Source organism: Pseudomonas sp. Rh2, assembly GCF_040762985.1.
Lineage (GTDB): Bacteria > Pseudomonadota > Gammaproteobacteria > Pseudomonadales > Pseudomonadaceae > Aquipseudomonas > Aquipseudomonas taiwanensis.
The window spans coordinates 3,460,148-3,479,576 of the sequence record NZ_CP142890.1 but is presented as its reverse complement, the minus strand read 5'-3'; the positions used below and the strand labels follow the sequence as shown (position 1 = coordinate 3,479,576).

The 19,429-nt window shown below is 62.7% G+C and carries 22 protein-coding genes; 9 read left to right on the top strand and 13 right to left on the bottom strand.

The window, feature by feature from the left end:
* The 3 genes from VXM67_RS15665 to VXM67_RS15655 all read right to left on the bottom strand — a co-directional run bounded on the left by VXM67_RS15665 (position 1) and on the right by VXM67_RS15655 (position 1,725).
* Positions 1–753, bottom strand: coding sequence for an SDR family oxidoreductase (locus tag VXM67_RS15665; RefSeq protein ID WP_027906723.1), 753 nt, complete (start codon positions 751–753; stop codon positions 1–3).
* Complete coding sequence (locus tag VXM67_RS15660) at positions 750–1,172, bottom strand: nuclear transport factor 2 family protein (protein WP_104881641.1); 423 nt, start codon at positions 1,170–1,172, stop codon at positions 750–752. The genes VXM67_RS15665 and VXM67_RS15660 overlap by 4 nt, the downstream gene beginning before the upstream one ends.
* A 106-nt stretch (positions 1,173–1,278) precedes the next feature.
* Positions 1,279–1,725, bottom strand: a complete 447-nt coding sequence (locus tag VXM67_RS15655) for a PAS domain S-box protein (RefSeq protein WP_023380940.1) — start codon at positions 1,723–1,725, stop codon at positions 1,279–1,281.
* A gap of 147 nt (positions 1,726–1,872) precedes the next feature.
* Here VXM67_RS15655 and VXM67_RS15650 point away from each other — a divergent pair, with 147 nt between their 5' ends.
* Entirely contained in the window at positions 1,873–2,760 is an 888-nt protein-coding gene (locus VXM67_RS15650; protein WP_104881642.1) for a MerR family transcriptional regulator, read from the top strand.
* Between the two features lie 51 nt (positions 2,761–2,811).
* Here the strand turns inward: VXM67_RS15650 and VXM67_RS15645 are convergent, their stop codons facing one another.
* Positions 2,812–3,933, bottom strand: coding sequence for a mechanosensitive ion channel family protein (locus tag VXM67_RS15645; protein ID WP_023380938.1), 1,122 nt, complete (start codon positions 3,931–3,933; stop codon positions 2,812–2,814).
* Positions 3,934–4,238: 305 nt separating this feature from the next.
* Between VXM67_RS15645 and VXM67_RS15640 the strand changes: the two genes are divergently transcribed.
* The 3 genes from VXM67_RS15640 (at position 4,239) to VXM67_RS15630 (ending at position 5,365) form a co-directional block, all read left to right on the top strand.
* Positions 4,239–4,553: a hypothetical protein gene (locus tag VXM67_RS15640; protein WP_027906722.1), complete on the top strand. Its 315-nt coding sequence runs from the start codon at positions 4,239–4,241 to the stop codon at positions 4,551–4,553.
* 74 nt (positions 4,554–4,627) lie between these two features.
* The gene (locus tag VXM67_RS15635; protein WP_023380936.1) at positions 4,628–4,924 is read left to right on the top strand and encodes a DUF6555 family protein; all 297 of its coding nucleotides are present in this window, start codon (positions 4,628–4,630) and stop codon (positions 4,922–4,924) included.
* A gap of 222 nt (positions 4,925–5,146) precedes the next feature.
* Positions 5,147–5,365 (top strand): hypothetical protein, encoded by a 219-nt coding sequence (locus VXM67_RS15630; RefSeq protein ID WP_023380935.1) that lies wholly within the window; start codon positions 5,147–5,149, stop codon positions 5,363–5,365.
* 201 nt (positions 5,366–5,566) lie between these two features.
* On the opposite strand, the gene VXM67_RS15625 is transcribed toward VXM67_RS15630, so the two are convergent.
* On the bottom strand, positions 5,567–6,481 hold the full coding sequence (locus VXM67_RS15625) for a LysR family transcriptional regulator (RefSeq protein WP_023380934.1): 915 nt from the start codon (positions 6,479–6,481) through the stop codon (positions 5,567–5,569).
* A gap of 182 nt (positions 6,482–6,663) precedes the next feature.
* Here VXM67_RS15625 and VXM67_RS15620 point away from each other — a divergent pair, with 182 nt between their 5' ends.
* Genes VXM67_RS15620 through VXM67_RS15610 form a run of 3 tightly spaced genes read left to right on the top strand, consistent with a single transcriptional unit; the run spans position 6,664 to position 8,914 of the window.
* Positions 6,664–8,001, top strand: coding sequence for a nucleobase:cation symporter-2 family protein (locus VXM67_RS15620; protein ID WP_104881644.1), 1,338 nt, complete (start codon positions 6,664–6,666; stop codon positions 7,999–8,001).
* A 59-nt stretch (positions 8,002–8,060) separates the two neighbouring features.
* A complete protein-coding gene (locus VXM67_RS15615) occupies positions 8,061–8,567 on the top strand; it encodes a nucleoside deaminase (RefSeq protein ID WP_023380932.1) in 507 nt (168 codons plus the stop codon).
* Positions 8,564–8,914, top strand: coding sequence for a hydroxyisourate hydrolase (locus VXM67_RS15610; RefSeq protein ID WP_367237145.1), 351 nt, complete (start codon positions 8,564–8,566; stop codon positions 8,912–8,914). Before VXM67_RS15615 ends, VXM67_RS15610 begins: the two co-directional genes overlap by 4 nt.
* A 120-nt stretch (positions 8,915–9,034) precedes the next feature.
* Here the strand turns inward: VXM67_RS15610 and VXM67_RS15605 are convergent, their stop codons facing one another.
* The 6 genes from VXM67_RS15605 to VXM67_RS15580 form a co-directional block, all read right to left on the bottom strand.
* Complete coding sequence (locus VXM67_RS15605; protein ID WP_104881646.1) at positions 9,035–9,979, bottom strand: PDR/VanB family oxidoreductase; 945 nt, start codon at positions 9,977–9,979, stop codon at positions 9,035–9,037.
* Entirely contained in the window at positions 9,976–11,406 is a 1,431-nt protein-coding gene (locus VXM67_RS15600) for an amidohydrolase family protein (RefSeq protein ID WP_367237144.1), read from the bottom strand. Before VXM67_RS15600 ends, VXM67_RS15605 begins: the two co-directional genes overlap by 4 nt.
* Before the next feature lie 16 nt (positions 11,407–11,422).
* The gene (locus VXM67_RS15595) at positions 11,423–12,226 is read right to left on the bottom strand and encodes an ABC transporter permease (RefSeq protein WP_367237143.1); all 804 of its coding nucleotides are present in this window, start codon (positions 12,224–12,226) and stop codon (positions 11,423–11,425) included.
* A 10-nt stretch (positions 12,227–12,236) separates the two neighbouring features.
* The gene (locus VXM67_RS15590) at positions 12,237–13,085 is read right to left on the bottom strand and encodes an ABC transporter ATP-binding protein (RefSeq protein ID WP_367237142.1); all 849 of its coding nucleotides are present in this window, start codon (positions 13,083–13,085) and stop codon (positions 12,237–12,239) included.
* Between the two features lie 66 nt (positions 13,086–13,151).
* Positions 13,152–14,177, bottom strand: a complete 1,026-nt coding sequence (locus VXM67_RS15585) for an aromatic ring-hydroxylating dioxygenase subunit alpha (RefSeq protein ID WP_023380926.1) — start codon at positions 14,175–14,177, stop codon at positions 13,152–13,154.
* Positions 14,178–14,218: 41 nt separating this feature from the next.
* On the bottom strand, positions 14,219–15,238 hold the full coding sequence (locus tag VXM67_RS15580) for an ABC transporter substrate-binding protein (protein WP_027906718.1): 1,020 nt from the start codon (positions 15,236–15,238) through the stop codon (positions 14,219–14,221).
* A 636-nt stretch (positions 15,239–15,874) separates the two neighbouring features.
* On the opposite strand from VXM67_RS15580, the gene VXM67_RS15575 reads away from it, so the two are divergent.
* Positions 15,875–16,681: a hypothetical protein gene (locus VXM67_RS15575; RefSeq protein ID WP_367237141.1), complete on the top strand. Its 807-nt coding sequence runs from the start codon at positions 15,875–15,877 to the stop codon at positions 16,679–16,681.
* Positions 16,682–16,903: 222 nt separating this feature from the next.
* Entirely contained in the window at positions 16,904–17,695 is a 792-nt protein-coding gene (locus tag VXM67_RS15570; protein ID WP_023380923.1) for a substrate-binding domain-containing protein, read from the top strand.
* 345 nt (positions 17,696–18,040) lie between these two features.
* On the opposite strand, the gene VXM67_RS15565 is transcribed toward VXM67_RS15570, so the two are convergent.
* Entirely contained in the window at positions 18,041–18,664 is a 624-nt protein-coding gene (locus tag VXM67_RS15565; RefSeq protein WP_027906716.1) for a TetR/AcrR family transcriptional regulator, read from the bottom strand.
* Positions 18,665–18,666: 2 nt separating this feature from the next.
* Positions 18,667–19,269, bottom strand: coding sequence for an NAD(P)H-dependent oxidoreductase (locus VXM67_RS15560; protein WP_023380921.1), 603 nt, complete (start codon positions 19,267–19,269; stop codon positions 18,667–18,669).
* Positions 19,270–19,429 lie beyond the last annotated feature (160 nt).

Genomic DNA, 19,429 nt, shown 5'->3' with positions numbered 1-19,429 from the left:
TCATTCCTGTTCATGGCGTGCCAGGCGTCGGCCAATCGCCAGGCGCAGACGCGCAGGCAAAGCACCGAGCAGGCGCAGGACAAAGGTGAATAGGCCGGGGAAATTGATCTCCAGCGGGCGCTGGGGCAGGCGCTTGGCGATATGGCTGGCGGCGCGCTGGGCTGGCCAGATCTGGGGCATGGGGAAGTCGTTGCGGCGGGTCAGCGGCGTGTCGACGAACCCCGGACTCACCAAGGTCACGTCGATACCCTCGCGCGCCAGGTCGATGCGTTGCGATTCCACCAGGTAGCGTACAGCCGCCTTGGATGCGCCATAAGCTCCCGCCCGAGGCAAGGCCAGCCAGGTAACCGAACTGCCCATCACCACCAGGTGCGGGCGCTCCCCAGCGCGCAGCAAGGGCAGGGCGGCTGCCAGACAATGGTTCAGCGCGAGGAAGTTGGTGCGGATCACGCGTTCGACCAGCTGCGGGTCGTATCGGCCGGGCTCCAGGTATTCGCAGGTACCTGCGTTGAGGATGACCATGTCCAGGCCACCCCAGGCCTGCTCGATGCAGGCGGCGACCTGGGCTACCTGGCGTGGGTCGTCGAGGTCGCCGATGGCCAGCAGCACTTGGCCAGGAAACTGTTCGGCAAGGGGTGACAGCCGCTCGGCATGACGGCTGCCGAGTGCCACTTGGTGCCCCTGTTCGAGCAGGCATCGCGCAAGTTCGGCGCCGATCCCGCTGCTCGCGCCGGTCAGCCAGCAACGGCTCATGCCAACCTGCCTTTGAGCCAGCGGATAGCGCCGCCCATGACCGGAACATGCTCGTAGAGCAGGGCTCCTGCGTCGAAGAAGTCCTGATGCAGATGCACCCGGTCCTGCCATTGCAGGTAGCTGCAACCTTGCAAGGCGATCGGCCGTCCGCCGGACAGGCGAGGGTGGCGGAACTGCAAGGTCCAACGCAAATAGCCTTGACCAGGCCCTACCTCATCGGCGCCTGTGAAGGTGTAGCGGATGTCCTGCGCGTTGGCGTAAAGCTGGGAGAAGTAGGCCTTCAGTGCCTCAAGACCCTGAATCTGATGCAGGGGGTCGCGAAAAGTGACCTCTTCGTTGTACAGGTTTACCAGCGCATCGATATTGTGCGCGTCGAGCCGCGCGAAGCGTTGCGCGAATTGCTGCAGGTAGGCGGACATGCGAGTCTCCAGGCAGGCCTGTACAGATAATGAATCTTGTACAGGTATAGCTGAAGACTACGTCTAAAATTGTACAAGTCAACGGCCTTGTACAGCTTTTTTTGTATCAAGCTTCGAGCTCGCCCAATTTGCCCTGCAATTCAGCGACTTGCGCTTCCAGTTCCCGGATCCTTTGCTGGGCTTCCATTCGTGCCGTGACGTCGTGCTGGATCCCGATGTAGTAGGTCAACTGGTCCGCCTCGTTATGCACCGGCGTGATGGACAGTTCGTTCCAGAACAAGCTGCCATCCTTGCGGTAGTTGCGCAGCACCTGACGGCAGGGCTGCCCTTGGGCGATGGCCTGGCGGATGGCAACGAGCCCTGCCTGGTCGTGGTCCTGGCCTTGGAGGAAGCGACAGTCCTGATAAAGGATATCGGCGGCGCAATAGCCTGTGAGGCGTTCGAAAGCGGGGTTGACGTAGATAAGGATGCTGTCGTCGCCTTCCTGTTCGGCGACGACGATGCCATCGTTGGAATGCTCGACCATCAGTTGCAGGAGTTTTGCGTTGATCATTTAGCCACCCACGGATTCATGTTCAGTATGCGCAGCGTAGCTCTACTGTCGAGAGCTTCGGTGCGGTTCGTCGAATGATGACTCAATGATGCTCGCCCAAGAAGATGTGCAGGGGTTTAGAATGTGTTATCTCACGGATGCCCCACGATGACTGAAGCCACCCCACCTGATCTTTTTCCCATGCGCGATGTGGTCACCATGACCGGCATCAACCCCGTTACCTTGCGTGCCTGGGAGCGGCGCCATGGCCTGATCCGCCCACAACGTACCGATGGCGGCCACCGGTTGTACACTGCCACGGACGTGCAGCGAATCCGCGACATCCTGCGCTGGACCGCCAATGGCCTGCCGATCAGCAAGGTTGGCGAAATGCTCGCGGGGCAAAGCAAGACCAGCCTTGTGCGCGACGATGCCTTCGATGAATGGCGTACGGCCGTTGTGCGCGCAACCAGAACATTCGATAGCCAGGCGCTGGAAGGTATCCATGGCCAGTTGTTCACGCTCTTTCCCAAGGCCAGCGTGATGCATGACGTGCTGATGCCGGTCTGGCGTGGTCTGGCATCCGGTAGTGGTTTCGGGGAGCGCAGCCAGTGGCTTTTCCTCGATACCTTCCTGCGCGCCAGGTTACTCCTGCGCCTGCAGATGAATCAGCCCGATGCCCCTCGGGTCCTGCTGGCTGGTTTGGAGGACCATGCCGAGCTTGAGTTGCTTAGTACCGGTTTGCTGCTCAGTGGCGAGCGCCAGCGCATCGAGGTGCTCGGTCGTGGCCAACCCCTCGAAGAACTGGCCCTGCTGTGCGCGGCGATCCAGCCCGCGGCGGTGGTGATTGCCGTACGGGAGCCTGTTACCCCTGTGCTGGCCAGGCGCCTGCGGTCGTTGCAGATGGACGTCGCTTGCCCGTTGGCGGTGGTGGGCGAGGGCCTGGACGATTCCCTGGGGGTTTTGCAGGGTATTCCGCTGTGCCTGCTGAACGAGCGTCAGAGCAATGTGGCGGGTGTCCTGGAAGCGCTGCTCAGCGGTGCGCTGGACCTGTGACGGAGAGGGAAGACGCCTTGGCTGGCGACGCCTTCCCTGGGGCTTGTGCATTCAGGCTCCTCTGAAGCCACGGCCTTCGCGCCCTGCAGACTCAACGTTGGCCTCTGGCAAGGCGGTGACCTTGATTGCCCGTACCGGAACGGCGAATGTGGCGCCGATCCGGGAGAAGCGTTCCAGTAGACGGAAATTGATCGCTTGCTGGATATCCATGTACAGGTTGTAGCCTGGGTCCTTGACGATATACACGCACTCGAACTCCAACGCCTCCTTGCCGAAACCGCGCAGGTGAGCACGGTCGAAACGCACCTGATCCTGCGCCTTGATCGCTTCTTCGACGATGCCCGGCGCCTTCTTCACCGCCTCGGTGGGTGTGTCGTAGGAAAGGCCGAATTCGAACACGATGCGGCGTTCCTGCAACCGCTTGTAGTTCTGGATGGTGCTGCTGATCATGCTGGCGTTTGCCATGACGATCTGCTCGCCGCCAAGGCTGCGGATACGCGTGGTTTTAAGACCGACATGCTCCACGGTGCCCGCCAGCGGGCCGATGACGATGAAGTCGCCGACTTCGAACGGCTTGTCCACGGCGATCGACAGCGAGGCGAACAGGTCGCCGAGGATGTTCTGCACGGCCAGCGCCACCGCGATCCCGCCCACACCCAGGCTGGCAACGAAGGCAGTGATGTTCACGCCCAGGTTCGACAGCATCGCCAGCAACACCACCGACCACAGTAACACCCGCGCGCCCCAGGCCGAGAGCGTGGCCAAGGCGCTGCCCTGGTTCAGGCCATCGGCCCTGTGGCGTGCGAAGTAGCGGCTAAGGCCTAGGCTTATGGCGCGGTTGGCCCACAGGCCAATCTGCAGGGCGGCGACCACGAACCACAGGCTGCTGACCCGGCTGAGCCAGCGCTCGGGCAGGTCGAGCAGGCTCAAGCCTACAAGCAAGGAGGCAAGGAACAGCAGGAAATTGCTGGTGCCAGCCAGCACCTTGGCCAGCACTTGGCTCAAGGCGCCATCGTGCATTGACCAGCGCCGGACCCGGTGCAGCAGGAAGCTGATCGCCGCACGGGCGACCAGGAAGGTCACGAGGGTGGTGGTCAGCGCCAACAACACGTTGAGAATGGAAATACCGAATACGGTGGTGTCGGTGAACAGTGCAATGATGCGATCGTTCATCAGCGGCTCGCCTCCTGGTTGCCATCGATAGGTGTGCAATTCCTTGTCTTGGACGTCCGGCCGACGCCACAGGTCGATTGGATTTCATCAACCGAGCGATAGCGCCGAATGTTTCGGCGCGTTCAGTGGGAAGGACGGGCGGGACGCAGAGGGGGTGGCTCATTCGCGCACGGCCGATGACCGGTGGTTGTACAGCGTCAGTCGTTTTGTAGAGGCCTGGCCGGTTGTCCGACGGCGTCGATTTTTTTCGATCGGCAGCGCCGATCAGAGGATCTACCGACGACAACAGCGGCGAGGGCCAGCAGATGAAGCACAGAGGCGAGACCTATCGACAGTGGTGTGACCCGATCCTGCATCATCAGGCCCATGAGGAGACCCTCGACGATGGCACCTGTCTGGAAGTGCAGACGCGTCTGTCACGCACGGGAGAAACGCAGTTGTTCATTGGTGTCTATCGACGCGATGGCTCGGTGGTGCGCGAGCGGGTCTACAGCCGACGCCCCGGAGAAACCATGAGCCGGGCATTGGTATGGGGCGTGGGATATGCCAGGCGAGTCGCGGTCGCAGGTGATGCAGTCAGGGCCGAGGCCGCTGGCGGTTCGCTTGGCCAACAACAGTGACCAATCGGTCAAATTAACTGAATCTTTTCTGCCTCGACTCGCTCCATTGGCTTGAATCGAAGGAGGAGAGTCCAATGGCAGGACAGCAGTTGTATGTGATCGAATATGAGCTTCACGGGGAGTTTCGCACGTTCATCATCCGCCAGGAGCGTATGGACAATGCTCAGGCCTGGCACTGGGCGAGCTGCGATGCGGGGGTTGGCATCATCCCCAGGTTTGGCCAGCACAGGATCAAGAAGGTCAGCCGGCCCATGGCCGAGCGGTACGGTATCGCCAACGTACGGTGGTGGGTATCGGGGCAAGGTCCGGAGTTCGTCGCGCCGCTTATCGATATGAAGAAGTTCTCTAATAGCGGCACTGCCGACACGTGAAGCCTTGCAGACGGGCACGATGAGCCAGGGCGATTTGCCCTGGCTTTTTTGTTGCAACCCCTTTACGGGTTGTAAATGAGTATTCCGAGGCTGGTCCAACGCAGCATCACCCGGTATCAGGGCTTTTCGCACAGAGCCTAAAACCTTTGAACGAATACGAAGGTATGACACTCAGCTGTTCATGCAGGGCCATCAGCGTGAGTCAGAGGAGGAGCTTCAACCATGCCCAACGAGCCCACCAACCAGGAAGTTGCGACCTTGATCGACATCAGCGAATCACAAGTCCAACACTACCGGGGAGAATCATATCTGCTGGGTGATGGCACCTGGCTCGTCCACTTCGCCTATTTCATGCCCAAGGAACTGCGTGCCAAGTTGACCGGCAGTTTCACCTTGATGATCAAGCCTCACGCCTGCGCGGGCGAGCGGCGCAGTGGATAGACCGTTCGCCAGCAGCGTCGTGCCCGTCGATGAACCGTTGCCCCCGTTCCAGGTTCTCCACGCGACAGCGTTCTCCAGGTGGCATACCCGGTTGCGGGACGTATCGGGGCTTCACCTCAGCTCGTGCAGACGCTGTTGCGGGCACTGAGCGCCTGGCCTTCAGCGGCAGGCGATTTCCGCCGCCACCCCACGGACACGCTTCTATAAAGTCGTTGCCCGCCCAAGTCGATCCAGCTCGAACACCTTGCTGTGCTGCAGGCGCTCGCGCAGGTAGCTCGCCGCCGGCCCCGCTTGGCGGCTGCGATGCCACAGCAGGTCCACCCCCACCAGCCAGTCGGTGTGTGGGTAGGCTTCCAGTTGCAACTCCACCAATTGGCCGCTCTCCAATTCGCGCTGCACCAGCAGGCGCGGCAGGGTCGCCCAGCCCAGCCCTGCGCAGACCATCTCGACCAGTGCCAGGTAGCTCTCCGCACGCCATAGCTGGCCCGCACGCAGATACTCGCTGCTGGGCAGTTTGTCGGCATGGGCAAAGAAGGCCAGCCGGCGATGGGCGTTGAGGTCGGCGAAACTGACCGGTGATTGTCGCGCCAGGGCGAACTGGTGATGGCAGACGTGGGTCATGATTAGCTTGCCCAACTGCTGGAAGGCAAGCTCAGGCGGGTAGTCGGGCTGGGCGAATGTCACCCCAAGGTCAGCTTCGCCGGTGAGGATCATCTCGCTGACATCGCCGTGCAGCGGGTGGCGGATCAGCAGATCGACGAAGGGGAACGCTGCGTCGAAGCCCTTGAACGGCGGTATCAGTGGGCCATACGGGACTTCGATGGCTAATGTCAGTGCCGCTTCGACCTGGCCGGCCAGGCTGTCGGCGCTGCCCTCCAGGGCATAGCAGCGTTCGAGGATGCCTTCGGCCCGCAGCAGCAGCTTGTGGCCGGCGGGTGTCAGACCAGGAATGCGGCTGGAGCGGTCGAACAGCTGCACGCCAAGGTCGGTTTCCAGGTTGCTGATCGCCGCACTGACCGTCGATTGCGTGCGCCCCAGTCGCCGCGCCGCGGCAGAAAATGAGCCTGCCTGCACGGCGCTGACGAACACCTGAAGTTGTTCCAGTGAAAAGCGCATCGCCTGATCCTTCCCAAACGGTCCAACCATCGATATTAGCGATGGTTAATCATTTGCTCCATCGTTGAATTAACAGGATGCTCCCCGTCGACATCGGCGACAGCTGCCATGCTTTCCTGTGCTGCATGTCACTCCGGGCGCCTTCAACAATAAAAAGAGCCGCACTTCAGGAGCGTCACAACATGAGCCAATCTCTGATCCACCCCGTGGACGAAGTACTGCCTCCACGGGAGCTGTTCACCTTCGGCCTGCAGCATGTGCTGGTGATGTACGCCGGTGCCGTCGCCGTACCATTGATTCTCGGTAGCGCCCTGGGACTGAGCCATGCCCAGGTGGTCACGTTGATCAATGCCAACCTACTCACCTCGGGAATCGCGACCTTGCTCCAGACCCTCGGCCTGAGGTGCTTCGGTGCGCGCTTGCCGCTGATCCAGGGCTGCTCGTTCATCGCCTTGGCACCGATGATCATGATCGGTAAGGAATTCGGTCTACCCCATGTGTTCGGTGCGGTGATCGCCGCCGGTGCACTCACGATGGCCATAGCACCGCTGTTCAGCCGCCTGCTGCGTTTCTTCCCGCCGGTGGTGATCGGCAGCCTCATCACGGTCATTGGCATCTCGCTGATGCCTGCGGCAGCGATCTGGCTCGGGGGAGGTCAGCCAGGTGCCCCGGATTTCGGCGCACCGGCCAACTTGTTGCTGGGCCTGGCGACGGTGGCGATAACCCTGGTGATCCATGCCCGCTTTCGCGGTTTCATCGGCAATCTCAGCGTGCTGCTGGGGCTGATCGTCGGCAGCTTGGCGGCGGCGGCATGCGGCATGACCGACTTCAGCCGGGTGGGGGCGGCGGCGTGGTTCGAGCTCAGTGCGCCAATGGCGTTCGGTGTTCCGCAGTTCTCGTTGACGCCGGTGCTGATCATGTTCCTGGCCATGCTGGTGATCATGGCCGAGACCACCGGTAACTGCCTGGCCATCGGCAAGCTGACCGGCAAGCCTGCCGACCCGCGAACCCTGGGCAACGCGTTTCGTGCCGATGGTTTGTCGACCATGCTGGGCGGGTTGTTCAACAGCTTCCCCTACAACGCGTTTACCCAGAACACTGGCCTGATTGCGCTTTCTGGCGTCAAGAGCCGTTACGTGGTCGCTGCCGCAGGCGCCATCATGGTGTTGATGGGGCTGTTTCCCAAGCTGGGTGCTCTGATCGCCAGCGTGCCGACACCCGTGCTCGGTGGCTGCGCCATCGTGATGTTTGGCATGACCACCGTGGCGGGGATCCAGGAACTGTCGCGGGTGCGCTTCGAGGGGACTCGCAACGGCCTGGTGGTGGCGGTATCGGTCAGCATTGGCGTATTGCCGATGTCAATGCCGGCGCTGTTCGAGCATGTCAGCGGTCCGCTGAAACTGGTGCTGGAGAGCGGCATCTTCCTCGCCGCAGTCAGTGCCATTGTGCTCAACCTGCTGCTCAATCGTGAAGCCGAGACAAGCACTCAGGACGCCATCGACTCCAAACTGGCCAAGTGAGCCTTTCTTCACGCGCGCCCGTCGGCGCGCTTTCAACTGCCTCTCAGGGAGCAACCGCCATGACGCTGTCCACCCCCCATGCCACCGACCTGTCCGAGCTGGACCTTGACCTGCTGCGCCAGTCGATCAGCCTGTCCGAGCAATCGCGCAGGGATGGCCGACATCCATTCGCCGCACTCGTCGCCGATGCCCAGGGCCGCATCATCGCCAGCGCTGGCAACAATTCCATGCCCCCCGAGGGCGATCCGACCCAGCATGCCGAGCTCGTGGCGGCCGCGCAGGCAGCCAAGCTGCTGACACCTGAGCAACTCGCGTCCTGCACGCTATACACCAGCGCCGAGCCCTGCTGCATGTGCGCCGGGGCGGTGTATTGGACCGGTATCGGCAGGGTAGTCTATGCGTTGTCGGAGCATGCCCTGCTGGGTTTGACCGGCGCCCACCCGGAAAACCCTACGTTCTCGTTGCCATGCCGCGAAGTGTTCGCCCGTGGTCAGCGCATCGTGAAGGTGCATGGGCCAGTGCTGGAGGATGAGGCGGCGCGAGCTCACCAAGGGTTCTGGTCATGAACGGCGGCGTTTCCGTGCATGTCGTCGACATCGCCAGCGGGCGCGCCGCGCATGGGCTGCGGGTGAGCATCGGGGCAGTTGGCGAGGCGGCGTTTGCCGAAGGCATTATCGACGCCCGCGGCCAGTGCCCGGCTCTGGCTGCGCTGAACGAGCGATTTGGCGTCGGCGTCTACGAACTGCGCCTGCAGGTGGCGCAGTTCTATCGCCAGCTCGGCACCGAATTGCCCGCCATACCCTTCCTGGACGAGTTGGTGTATCGCTTCGGCATCGGCGAGGCGCAGGCGCACTATCACCTGCCTTTCAAGATCACCGCCTGGGGTGTCAGCTGTTTTCGTGGAGGCGCTTGAGCTGCATCGCTGCCAAGCTTAAGCCTGGCAGGGTTGGCGATCGAGCATTGCGGGTGCGCCCGCCCCTGTAACCTCGCCAACCCGTTGGATGTCAGGTTATCGGGCACTGGTTGCCCGGCCTCAGGCGTCCAGCACCAGGTGCGGACCCCGCGCGACCGAGACACATGGCGCGATCCATTCACCGCTGTTGCGCTGTGCCTCGCTGAGGCATTCGTCACGGTGTTGCGGTTCGCCCTCGATGACCCGGCACACGCAAGCACCGCAAATACCCATGCCGCATGAGATGGGCAGCGCCACCCCAACTCTCGCGGCAGCCTGGACCAGGCTTTCGCCCGCGTGCACTTGGACTTCACGCCCACTGCGCTGCAGAACCAGCACACTGCTGGCGCCGGCTTGATCGAGTGGCTCAGCCGGCCTGAAGTGCTCGCGGTGCAGCGCCGAAGCCGGCCAGCCGCGAGCCAGGGCGATCTGCTCGACGCTTTCCATGAACCCCGCAGGCCCGCAGCAGTACACGCTGGCTTGATGTTGCCAGTCGGGCAGTTGCTCATGCAGGCAGTCACGGATCTGCGCCGCGCGCAAGCCTCTGAACACCTCGACGTGTGGACCCAGGTGCTGGACAAGGGGCGCCTGGTGCAAGTGCCGGGTGAAATACAGCAGCCGCACCGCACGCCCCTGTGCCTGGCATTGCCGGTACATGGGCAGCAGCGGCGTGATGCCGATGCCCGCCGCCAGCAGCGTCACCGGGCCGTTGCCAGGTTGCAGGGAAAACAGGTTGCGCGGCGCGCTTACCTCTATTCTTGCACCCAGGCGCAGGTGCTCATGCAGCCATTTCGAACCGCCCCGTGAAGTGGGTTCACGCTTGATGCCCAGGTACAGATGCCCCTCATCGGGCAGGCTGGCCACGGAGTATTGGCGCACCACGCCGTTGCCCAGACGCAGGTCGACGTGGGCGCCGGCGGCCCAACTGAAGGGCAGGGCGCCGCCGCCCGGTGTGCCCAGTTCGACACCCAGCACATCGTCGGCTTCCAGGCGCAAGGCACGTACTTGCAGGGACGTCCAGTTCATGCGCGTACTCCCGCCGCCCGTTGCAGCCGCACCACGGCCTCGCGGGCCTGGCAGCCCAGTTCGGCAAGGTCCAGGCCAGGGATGGCGTCGTTCTCCACCCGCAGCTGGCCGCCGACCAGCAACGCCCGCAACGTCGGTCGCCCGCCGCCGACCACTGGCGCGATTCCGAGGTCATGCAAGCCAAAGTAGCGTGGCTGGTCGAGCCGGTACAAGGCGAGGTCCGCCGCCATGCCGACTTCCAGCGTGCCCAGCGCATCCAGCCCCAACACCTGGGCGCCGCCGGCCGTGCCCCAGCGCACCACGTCTTCCACACAGGCGACATGGGCACCCCCCTCCAGCGTGCCGCTCGCGTAACCAGGCAAGGCCCGCTCGCCGCCCTTGGCCCGCTGCATAAGCCAGGCGGCGTGGGTTTCGCTGATCATGTCGCAGGCTTCGTTGGAGGCCGCCCCGTCCACACCGATCGAGATCGCCATGCCAGCAGCTTCCATGGCGACGATGTCGGCAATGCCGCTGCCCAGCCGGCCGTTGCTCTGGGGGCAATGGGCAACGCCGGTTCCGGTCGCGCCCAACAGCCGGATTTCCTCGGCGCTGAGCTTGACCAGGTGGGCGAACCACACATCCGGCCCCAGCCATTCGTGTTCTGCGCAGAAGGCAACCGGTGAGAGCTGATGGCGACGCTGGACTTCGTTCTGGTACTCCACCGTTTCGCTCAAGTGGCTGTGCAGGCGGATGCCCAGCTTGCGGGCGGCGCGGGCGGTTTCACGCAGGTGCTCGGGTGGCATCGAATAAGGTGGGCTGGTGGGCGCCATTACGACCCGGCGCCAGGCGTCGGCGGCGTGGTCGTGGTAGGTGCGTACCAACCGCTCGACGTCATCCAGGTACTGCTCCAGGGTCTCCGGCCCCGCACTTGCCGGGCCTTCGGCCTGGCGCACCTGGGTCGCGCCGCCGCGGCACAGCACGAAGCGCAGGCCAAGCTGCTGTGCTTCCTCGAACAGGATCTGTGCGCTATCGAAGCCCATGCCTGGCAGGTAAAGGTAATGGTGGTCGGCAACCGTACTGCAGCCGGAGCGAGCCAGTTCAACCAGGCCGATACGTGCGGCCAGGCGGAAGCTGTGCTCATCGAACAGCCCGCGGTAGCGATACGGGACCGCGCCCAACCACGCCCCAAGGCTTTGGTCGATCCCTGCCGGAATACCCTTGAGCAGCGACTGGAACAGGTGGTGGTGGGTATTCACCCAGCCGGGATAGACGACGCAATCGGTAGCGTCGAGCACGGGTTCGCCTGTCTCCGGCCGCAGTGTGCCGATGGCTGCGATACGCCCTTGGCTGATGCGGATGTCCGGCCCGGCATGACGCGCTGGCACGCCACGCAGGCCGGTGAGAATGGCGCTGGCGTTGCGGATCAGCCAGCTGTCTGAATGCTTCATGTGGGTCTCCATAGGCTTAGCCCAATTCACTTTCGTGCCAATGGCGAAGGCTCAGGCGAGCCAGCACGGCCATCAGGCTGAACAGCGCGACGCCGGTCAGCGCGATCAACACCAAGGCGGCGAACAGCCGCGGGATGTTCAGCTGAAAGCCCGCTTGCAGGATCTGGTACGCCAGCCCGGCGCCCGTCCCCCCTGTGCCGGCAACGAATTCGGCCACCACTGCACCGATCAACGCCAGCCCGCTGGCAATCCGCAAGCCGGCGAAGAAGCATGGCAACGCGCTGGGAATACGCAGACGCAGCAGCACCTGCCAGCGGCTGGCGCGATTGAGCCGAAACAGGTTCAGCAGCCCCGGGTTGACGCTGCGCAGTCCCAGGACCGTGTTAGCGATGATCGGAAACACCGCGACCAACGTGGCGCAGATCACCAGTGCCAGGGTGGTGTCGCTGCACCAGATGATGATCAGTGGTGCGATGGCAACCACTGGCGTGACCTGCAGCAGGATGGCGTAGGGGAACAGGCTGGCTTCCACGACGCGGCTCTGCACGAACAGGAAGGCTGCCAGGGTGCCGATGACCACCGCGAGGGCAAACGACAGGAAGGTGATCTTCAAGGTCATCCACAGTGCACCCAGCAGCATCGGGCCGTCGGCGATCAGCGTGCGGCCAATATCGGCGGGTGAGGGCACCAGGTACACCGGTACCTGCCAGGCGATGCACGCCAGTTGCCAGAGTGCGAGCAACGCGGCGCCGACCACCAATGGTGAGGCGATGCACAACAGGGCTGGGTTGTGTAGCCAGGGCGTAGAGGTTCGGCTCATGTCGGGGCTCTCAGGAAGGCTCGCCGTTGGCCTTGGCCAGCAGCTGGGACAGGTGGGCACACTGGGCGATGAAGGCGGGGGAAGTGCGGTAGGCTTCGTCGCGCTCCCGTGGCCCGTCGATGGCGACATCGGCGATCACCCGACCGGGGCGGGCGCCCATCACCACGACACGCGACGACAGGTACACCGCCTCGAAGATGCTGTGGGTGACGAACACCACCGTCAGGTCGCGCTCGGCCCAGAGTTGGCGCAGGTCGCTGTCGAGCTTGTTGCGGGTGAACTCGTCCAGGGCGCCGAACGGCTCGTCCATCAGCAGCAGGTTGGGTTCGGTGGCCAGCGCCCGGGCGATCGATGCGCGCATCTGCATGCCGCCTGAGAGTTCCCGCGGATAAACCTCGCCGAACGCGCCCAGGCCTACCCGTTCAAGTGCGGCCTGTACCTTGGCCTGGCTGTCGGCCCGCGGCACGCCGGCCAGGTCCAGGGGCAGGCGCACGTTGTCCTGCACCTTGGACCAGGGCATCAAGGTCGCTTCCTGGAACACCATTGCCAGGCGGCGGCCAGTGCCGCGGCTGTCGCTGTCGGGGGCCTCTTTGCCCCACCAGCGCACGTGGCCGGCGGAGGGCTGTTCCAGTCCGGCGAACATCTTCAACAAGGTGCTTTTGCCGCAGCCTGAGGGGCCCAGCAACGACACGAACTCGCCGCGCTGGATCGCCAGCTTGACTCGGCTCAGGGCATGGGTGCCATTGCTGTAGGTCTTCTCGACCTGATTGGCGAACAGCGGGGTGTCGGCGCTCACGGCGTCGGCACCGATGGGGGCCTGCAGCCGGGCGTTGGCTTCGGATAAGGTCTGCATCAACATGGCGCTCTCCCGTGGGACATTGAGCGGTTGCGTATGCCCCGGCGCACCGGGGCGTCGAACAGGTAGTCAGTGGCTGGCGAACACTTCGCTTTCGCCATGGGCTTCGAGCAGCCCCAGCAGTTGCCGGCGGATCACCAGGCCAGGCTTGTCCGAGGGCATGTGCAGCTCGACGCGCCGACGGGTATCGACACAGGCGTCGGGGTCGGTGGCTTCGAGGATGTCGCGGTCCTCGGCGGTGATCGCCGCATCCCAGTCGATGAGCGCCTGGGTCGAGCACTGTTCTTCGCTGTCGTTGCGGTACAGCCATTGCACGAGCATCAGGCGGCCATCGTCGATGGGTGTGGCGCAGTTGTAGATGATGTGGTGAATGCCGCTATCGGGGTACATGCAGCCGAAGCGGCGCGAGAACGGCAGGTAGTAACGGTTGATCAGATGGCGCTCGGTGATCGGCGCACGGGTTCCGGTGATGGCGAAGCTTTCTTCTGGGTTGCGAATCGGGACGCGTGTTTCGGCCTCGAAGCCGTAGTCGGTCTCGCGAAATTCGTAGCTGGCCGGTTGCGGTTGGTCGAACAGGCCGAAGTTGGCCTTGTGCACGAAGGAGAAGTGCGAATTGTCGAAAGAGTTTTCCATGACCCGCAGCGGGCTGGTTTTCCACTCTTCGTAGAATTGGAAGATTCGGCGATAGCCAGGGGCACCGTCCTCGGGGAAGTCGGGGATCGGCTGCAGCGGATCGTCCAGTGCCACCCAGGCATAGCCGTATCGCGCCTGGCAGTGGAAGGTCTCGACCGCCGCACCGGGTGGAATCGCGCCGGTCGGGTTCTGCGGGATCTTCACGCAGGCGCCGGTGCAGTCATATTCCCAGCCGTGGTAGCCGCAGGCGATGTTGCCGGCCTCGCTGACAAAGCCTTTGGACAGTTTGGCGGTGCGGTGGCAGCAACGGTCGCGCATCGCCACCGGCGTGCCGTCGGGGCGTTTCCACAGGACCAGGGCTTCACCGAGCAGGGTGAACGGCTTTGGCCCGTCGTCCAGGGCGGTCAGGGGCAGCAGGGCGTACCAGAAGCGACGCAATACAGGTTGTTTGGTGACCAACATGATCCAGTTTCCTCACACGGCTTGAAGTTGTCGTTATTCGTTCAGCGGCTAGCGGCCTGGGGCGCGTCGGGCAGCACCTTCAGGTCGCCCACGAAGCGAGTGGTGTAGGCTTGCTGCCACGGTGCGGCGGCGCCGAGCAGGCCGGCCTCGACCATGAAATCGCGGGTGGCCTGCCAGCGGGCGTCGCTCATGGTGCCGATGCCTTGGGTCGCGGCATCGCCGCGGGTCAGCAATTGGTGTTGCTTGAGGGTCGAGAGGCCCCAGGCCAGCAGTTCGTCAGTCATGTTGGGGTTATCGCGCTTGATCAGCGCATTGCCGGCGGCGGGGTTTTCCAGGTAGCGCTTCCAGCCCTCGAGCGAGGCTCGGACGAACCCCGCGACGCGCTGCGGATGTTCATCGATGATGTCCTGGCGGGTGGCCAAGGTGGAACCGTAGGGTGGGTAGCCTGCGTCGGCGAACAGGAAGAAATTCGGCTGCTGGCCGGCTTTGATTGCCTGGAACAACTCCGAGCTGGCGTAGGCCTGCTGGGTGGTATCCGGGCCGGCGAGGAACGGCTGCAGGTTGAAGGTATAGGGGCGCGCCTGGTTGTCCTGGAGCTGGTACTTGCCCTTGAGCCACGGCCACCAGGTTTGCTGGCCGGAGGTAGACACCAGCACCTGCTTGTTCTTCAGCGCGTCGAGGCCTTGGATGTCAGCGTGGGTCATCAGGCCCTGTGGGTCGCCCTGAAAGGGGGCGGCTACCGCAACCACTGGGAGGCCTTGTTCCACGCTTTTGAGGATCTGCAGGTCGTAGTTGACGATGAAGTCGGCCTGTTTGCTGACCAGCAACTGCATGCCATTGACCTGCGGGCCACCCATGCGGATGGTCACATCCAGGCCTTCCTTCTCGTACAGACGCTCGGCCAGGGCCTGGTAGAAGCCACCCTGTTCGGCCTGGGCGTACCAGGAGGTGAGCAGCACGACCTTGTCGTTGGCCACGGCCAGGGACGTGCCCGCCAGCATCACGCTGAGCGCTGCCGCCAGCGAGCGCAGCGGTTGAGTCAAGCCAAAGCGGTTTTTCATGATTGTTCTCCACCTCGATTCGAAATCCGCAGGGTGCCTGTGGGCACCTCAACGAGAAGACCGAGTGGAGAAACAACGCGGCAGGAGCAGGGAGAGTGTTCTCGGCTGACATTGTTCTCTTGCCCATGGCCGATTGGCCGCGTGCAAACATCCACTCGGATGTACGCCTGATCAAAGGCGCAAGAGCAATGCCCCATGCCGTCCACCGGCACTGACCGCTTCTACTCGACCGTACACGAAGCCAGAAGCGTGCCAGTTCCTGAGAGCCGCTGAAACAGGGCTGGCGGAGCCTGGCCGGGGCGTTGCGAGGTCAGGGCAGTGGATCGATACGGTGCAGCGAGGCCTGCGCCAGCGCTATTTGAGTGCGCAATATCGTGACTGGTGAGTATTCATTTGTCGGATTTATTGCTCACAATCCATGCGTATTACTGTATTCGATCAGCTGGCACGTACCCTGCTAGGGATCATGGGAGTAGAAGCGGTCAGTGCCTGGAAATGGCATGGGACATTGCTCTGGCGGCATCACGCCGCACACCCGGCAGGGGTGGCGCCACGGTTTGCTCCGTGGCCAGAGACGAGGTCTGTCCGCCTGTCCCTTGCGGGTGAATTTCACCGACCTCAACCCAAGGGATGCCCATGAAACTCAGCCCATTTGCCTGGTTCTTCCACAGCTTCCTGCCCGTCTGCGCCCTGGCGAGCGCCAGCGCCCAGGCTGGCCCGTTGATGTGGAGCGACAACAGCCTCAGTTATCTCTACGGCCATAACTACAAGGTCGATGGCACCGGCAATGACATCCAGCAGACCGTCACCTTCGAACATGCCAGCGGCTGGAGCTGGGGGGATGTGTTTCTGTTCGTCGACAACAAGTGGTCGAACGGTTTATCCGGCAGTGATGGGTATACCTACTATGGCGAGTTTTCTCCGCGCTTGTCGCTGGGCAAGGTCAGCGGGCAGAACCTGCGTTACGGCGTGATCAAGGATGTGCTGATTGCCGCCACCTACGAGCGCGGGGAGGGGCGTATTCGCCGGTACCTGTTGGGGCCAGCGGTGGACCTGTTGCTGCCTGGATTCGACCGCTTTTCGCTCAACACCTACTATCGCAAGCCCGACGGCATCACCGGCAAGGCATCGGGGCAGTGGCAGATCAACCCGACCTGGGCGATGACCCTTCCGTTGGGGCGGTCGGACATCCTGTTCGATGGTTACCTGGAATGGTATGTGAACGACGTTGGCCGCAAGGGCGCGTCGGACTATGTAGCCAAGAGTTTCCACTTCAATCCGCAGATCAAGTACGACCTTGGCAAGGCGTTAGGGCACAACCCGAAGCAGTTCTACGTGGGGGTAGAGTGGGATTACTGGTCGGACAAGTATGGGATCGAGGACAGTCACGGCTTTGCAACCGACCAGAATGCGCTGAGCGCATTGCTCAAGGTTCATTTCTGAAGAGCAGGGTCGGTCCAGTGCCGTCCTGTGCATGTCCCTGAGCACCGAGCGCCGTCCGGGCGGCGCATCGGTAACGCTGTGGCCGAGGATGACGGCGCGCCGACTCACGTTCGCATCGCCCGTACGGCTTGGGATATGAAACATTCTTAACGACTGATTAACCATGGCTGTCTCCGCACTTCGGTAAGGTTCTGTTTTTCATGAATTTGCGGAGAACCCACAATGTTTCGGATGCTGTCTTGCACTGTCCTGTTGATGGCCACGTTCGCCTGCTCGGCGGCTGACGCGGCGCCCTCGGGGGAGGCTCTGACGGTGCTCAGTTCTGGCGGAATCATGGGCGCTATCCGCGAAGTGGCCCCCGCGTATGAAAAGAAATTCGGCGTCAAGCTCAACGTCGTGGCTGCTCCGTCGATGGGCGAGACCCCGCAAGCCGTGCCGAACCGACTGGCTCGCGGCGAGCCGGCAGACGTCGTGCTCATGGTCGGATCGGCGCTCGATAAGTTGGTCGACCACGGCCAGGCGGACAAGGCCAGCCGAGTCGACCTGGGCAAGTCTTTCATTGCCATGGCCGTGCGCAAAGGCGAACCGAAGCCGGACATCAGCACCCTGCAGGGCTTGCGTACGGCTCTGCTCGACAGCAAGTCGGTTGCCTATTCCGACAGTGCAAGCGGCGTGTACCTTTCCAAGACTCTTTTCCCGCGCATGCAATTGGGCACAGCGTTCGATGCCAAAGCCCACATGATCCCTGCCGAGCCGGTCGGGGCCGTGGTTGCCCGTGGCCAAGCGCAGATCGGTTTCCAACAACTGAGCGAACTCAAGCCCGTGAAGGGCATCGACATCGTTGGCCTGATCCCGGCCCAGGCGCAGAAAATGACAATGTATTCGGGCGCCATCGTCAGCAAGAGCCCGCACCATGCCGCGGCCCAGGCACTACTGGACTACCTGGCCTCGCCACAAGCGGACGCGGCGATCGAGGACAGCGGCCTGAAGCCATTGATTCACAACGCCGGCTGAAACCAGGGGCGATGCCTGGTTTCATGTAGCGTGCGCGATTAGTGCGGTTCGACGGTTTGCTGCAGATGATGTGATCTGCCGCTAGGTGCGCTCGGGTCCTTCCTGGAATGCTCGACCCGGGCGACCGCCACCTTGAAAGGCCTGCCACTGGGATTGATCGCCTGAACGCGCAAAGCGATGGAGTCTGGGGAACGGGATTGCCCGGTAAGGTGGCGCAGTAGCAGAAAGATCACTCCTGGGAGCAGAGCACCCTCTCAAGCACCGCCCACTGGGTCATACGCAGTGGCACCTCGGGCAGTAAGCTGATTGGCAGGAGACGGTTACCGGCCCGCATCGTCATGACACCTACTCGGTCGGTCGCCTACTCTGCGGCGTGTTGCGCTCAATGCCGCCCAGTAGCGTTTGTCGTAGTTCTTCCTTCGCCTGGGCCTGAGTGATGTCTCCTGCCACGGCTGCATCCGATAATGCATCGGCCGCCCCCAACATGCCCCAGAGGTAGGCGTTGGAAATACCAGCAGGCTGGGCGAAAGGTGCAAAAATCCCGAGGCACTTCGTGATCAGGGCCTTTTGATACTGACGTTTCAACATGGCCAATTCCGGTGAACCGCTCAGGGCTGCCAGCACACCCTGAATCTCCCGCCCCTGGGTCATCACGCAATCGACATAGGCGCTGGCGAAGGCAGTCGCTTTATCCTGCAAGGTGGACTCAGCCGCCGCGATCGCGGCGTCGAAGAGGGCGGTTTGGCGAGCGTCATAGTCTTCGTACAGTGCAGCCAGCAGGCCTTCGCGGGTACCGAAGTGGTCGTAGACCACCGGCTTGGTTACGCCCGCCGCTTCGGCCAGGCGACCTAGGGTCAGAGCATCCGTGCCCTCTTCGGCGATCAGCATCCAGGATGTTTCCAGCAACTGGCGGGCGCGTGCAGCTCTGGGCAGGCGTCGACGGGAAGGTGCGTCACTTGGCGTTGTCATGCTCAACGCCCCTGCGTGTGTGAAGCGAAGATACCGGCACCGATGGCCTGTGCTGTTTCCAGATGAGCCTGCGGATAACCCTTTTCCGAAGGAAGCAGTACGCTTGAACTGTGCACCTGTGCGCCGCAGTAATCAAAAATGCCGTGCTCGATCTGGGTCTTCATGGCGGATGTGTAGCCGTGCCGCGTATAGGTACCTTCATCGGCGCCGCCAATGGCTACCAGGTGAACGTTAAGGCGCTTGAGCTTCTTCACAACCTTACCGTCGCTGTCGTCGTAGGCCCAACCCTGGGAGAAGACGCGGTCGATCCAACCCTTGAGCAGGGCAGGGAAGGACCACCAATGGACTGGGTAGACCAAGACCAAAGCGTCTGCACGGTCCAGTCGTTCTTGTTCGGCAGCAACGTCGGCGGGTGGCTCTGCCTGCTTGTGAAATAGCGCTTGGTCCGCCAGGTTGAAACGCGGGTCGAAGCCCTCGGCGACGAGATCGGCAAACTCTGCGCTGTTGTGTGGGTTAGAGGCCGTGATGCCGTGGACGATGTGCTGGGCGATGGCATGGGTCAAAGAACGCGGATCGGGATGGGCGACGACGATTAAACTGTGCATGATCGGTTCTCCGACAGAGGACGCGTGGTCCTCGATGTAGAAGCGACCGCGCTTTAGCTACTAAAGGTAACCTACTGATAGTAGCTTTTCCAGTTCGGTATGCTACTCCGTGAATTTTTCATACTGCAGAGGTCTGTGAGGTCGGCAGTAATCTTTGTAG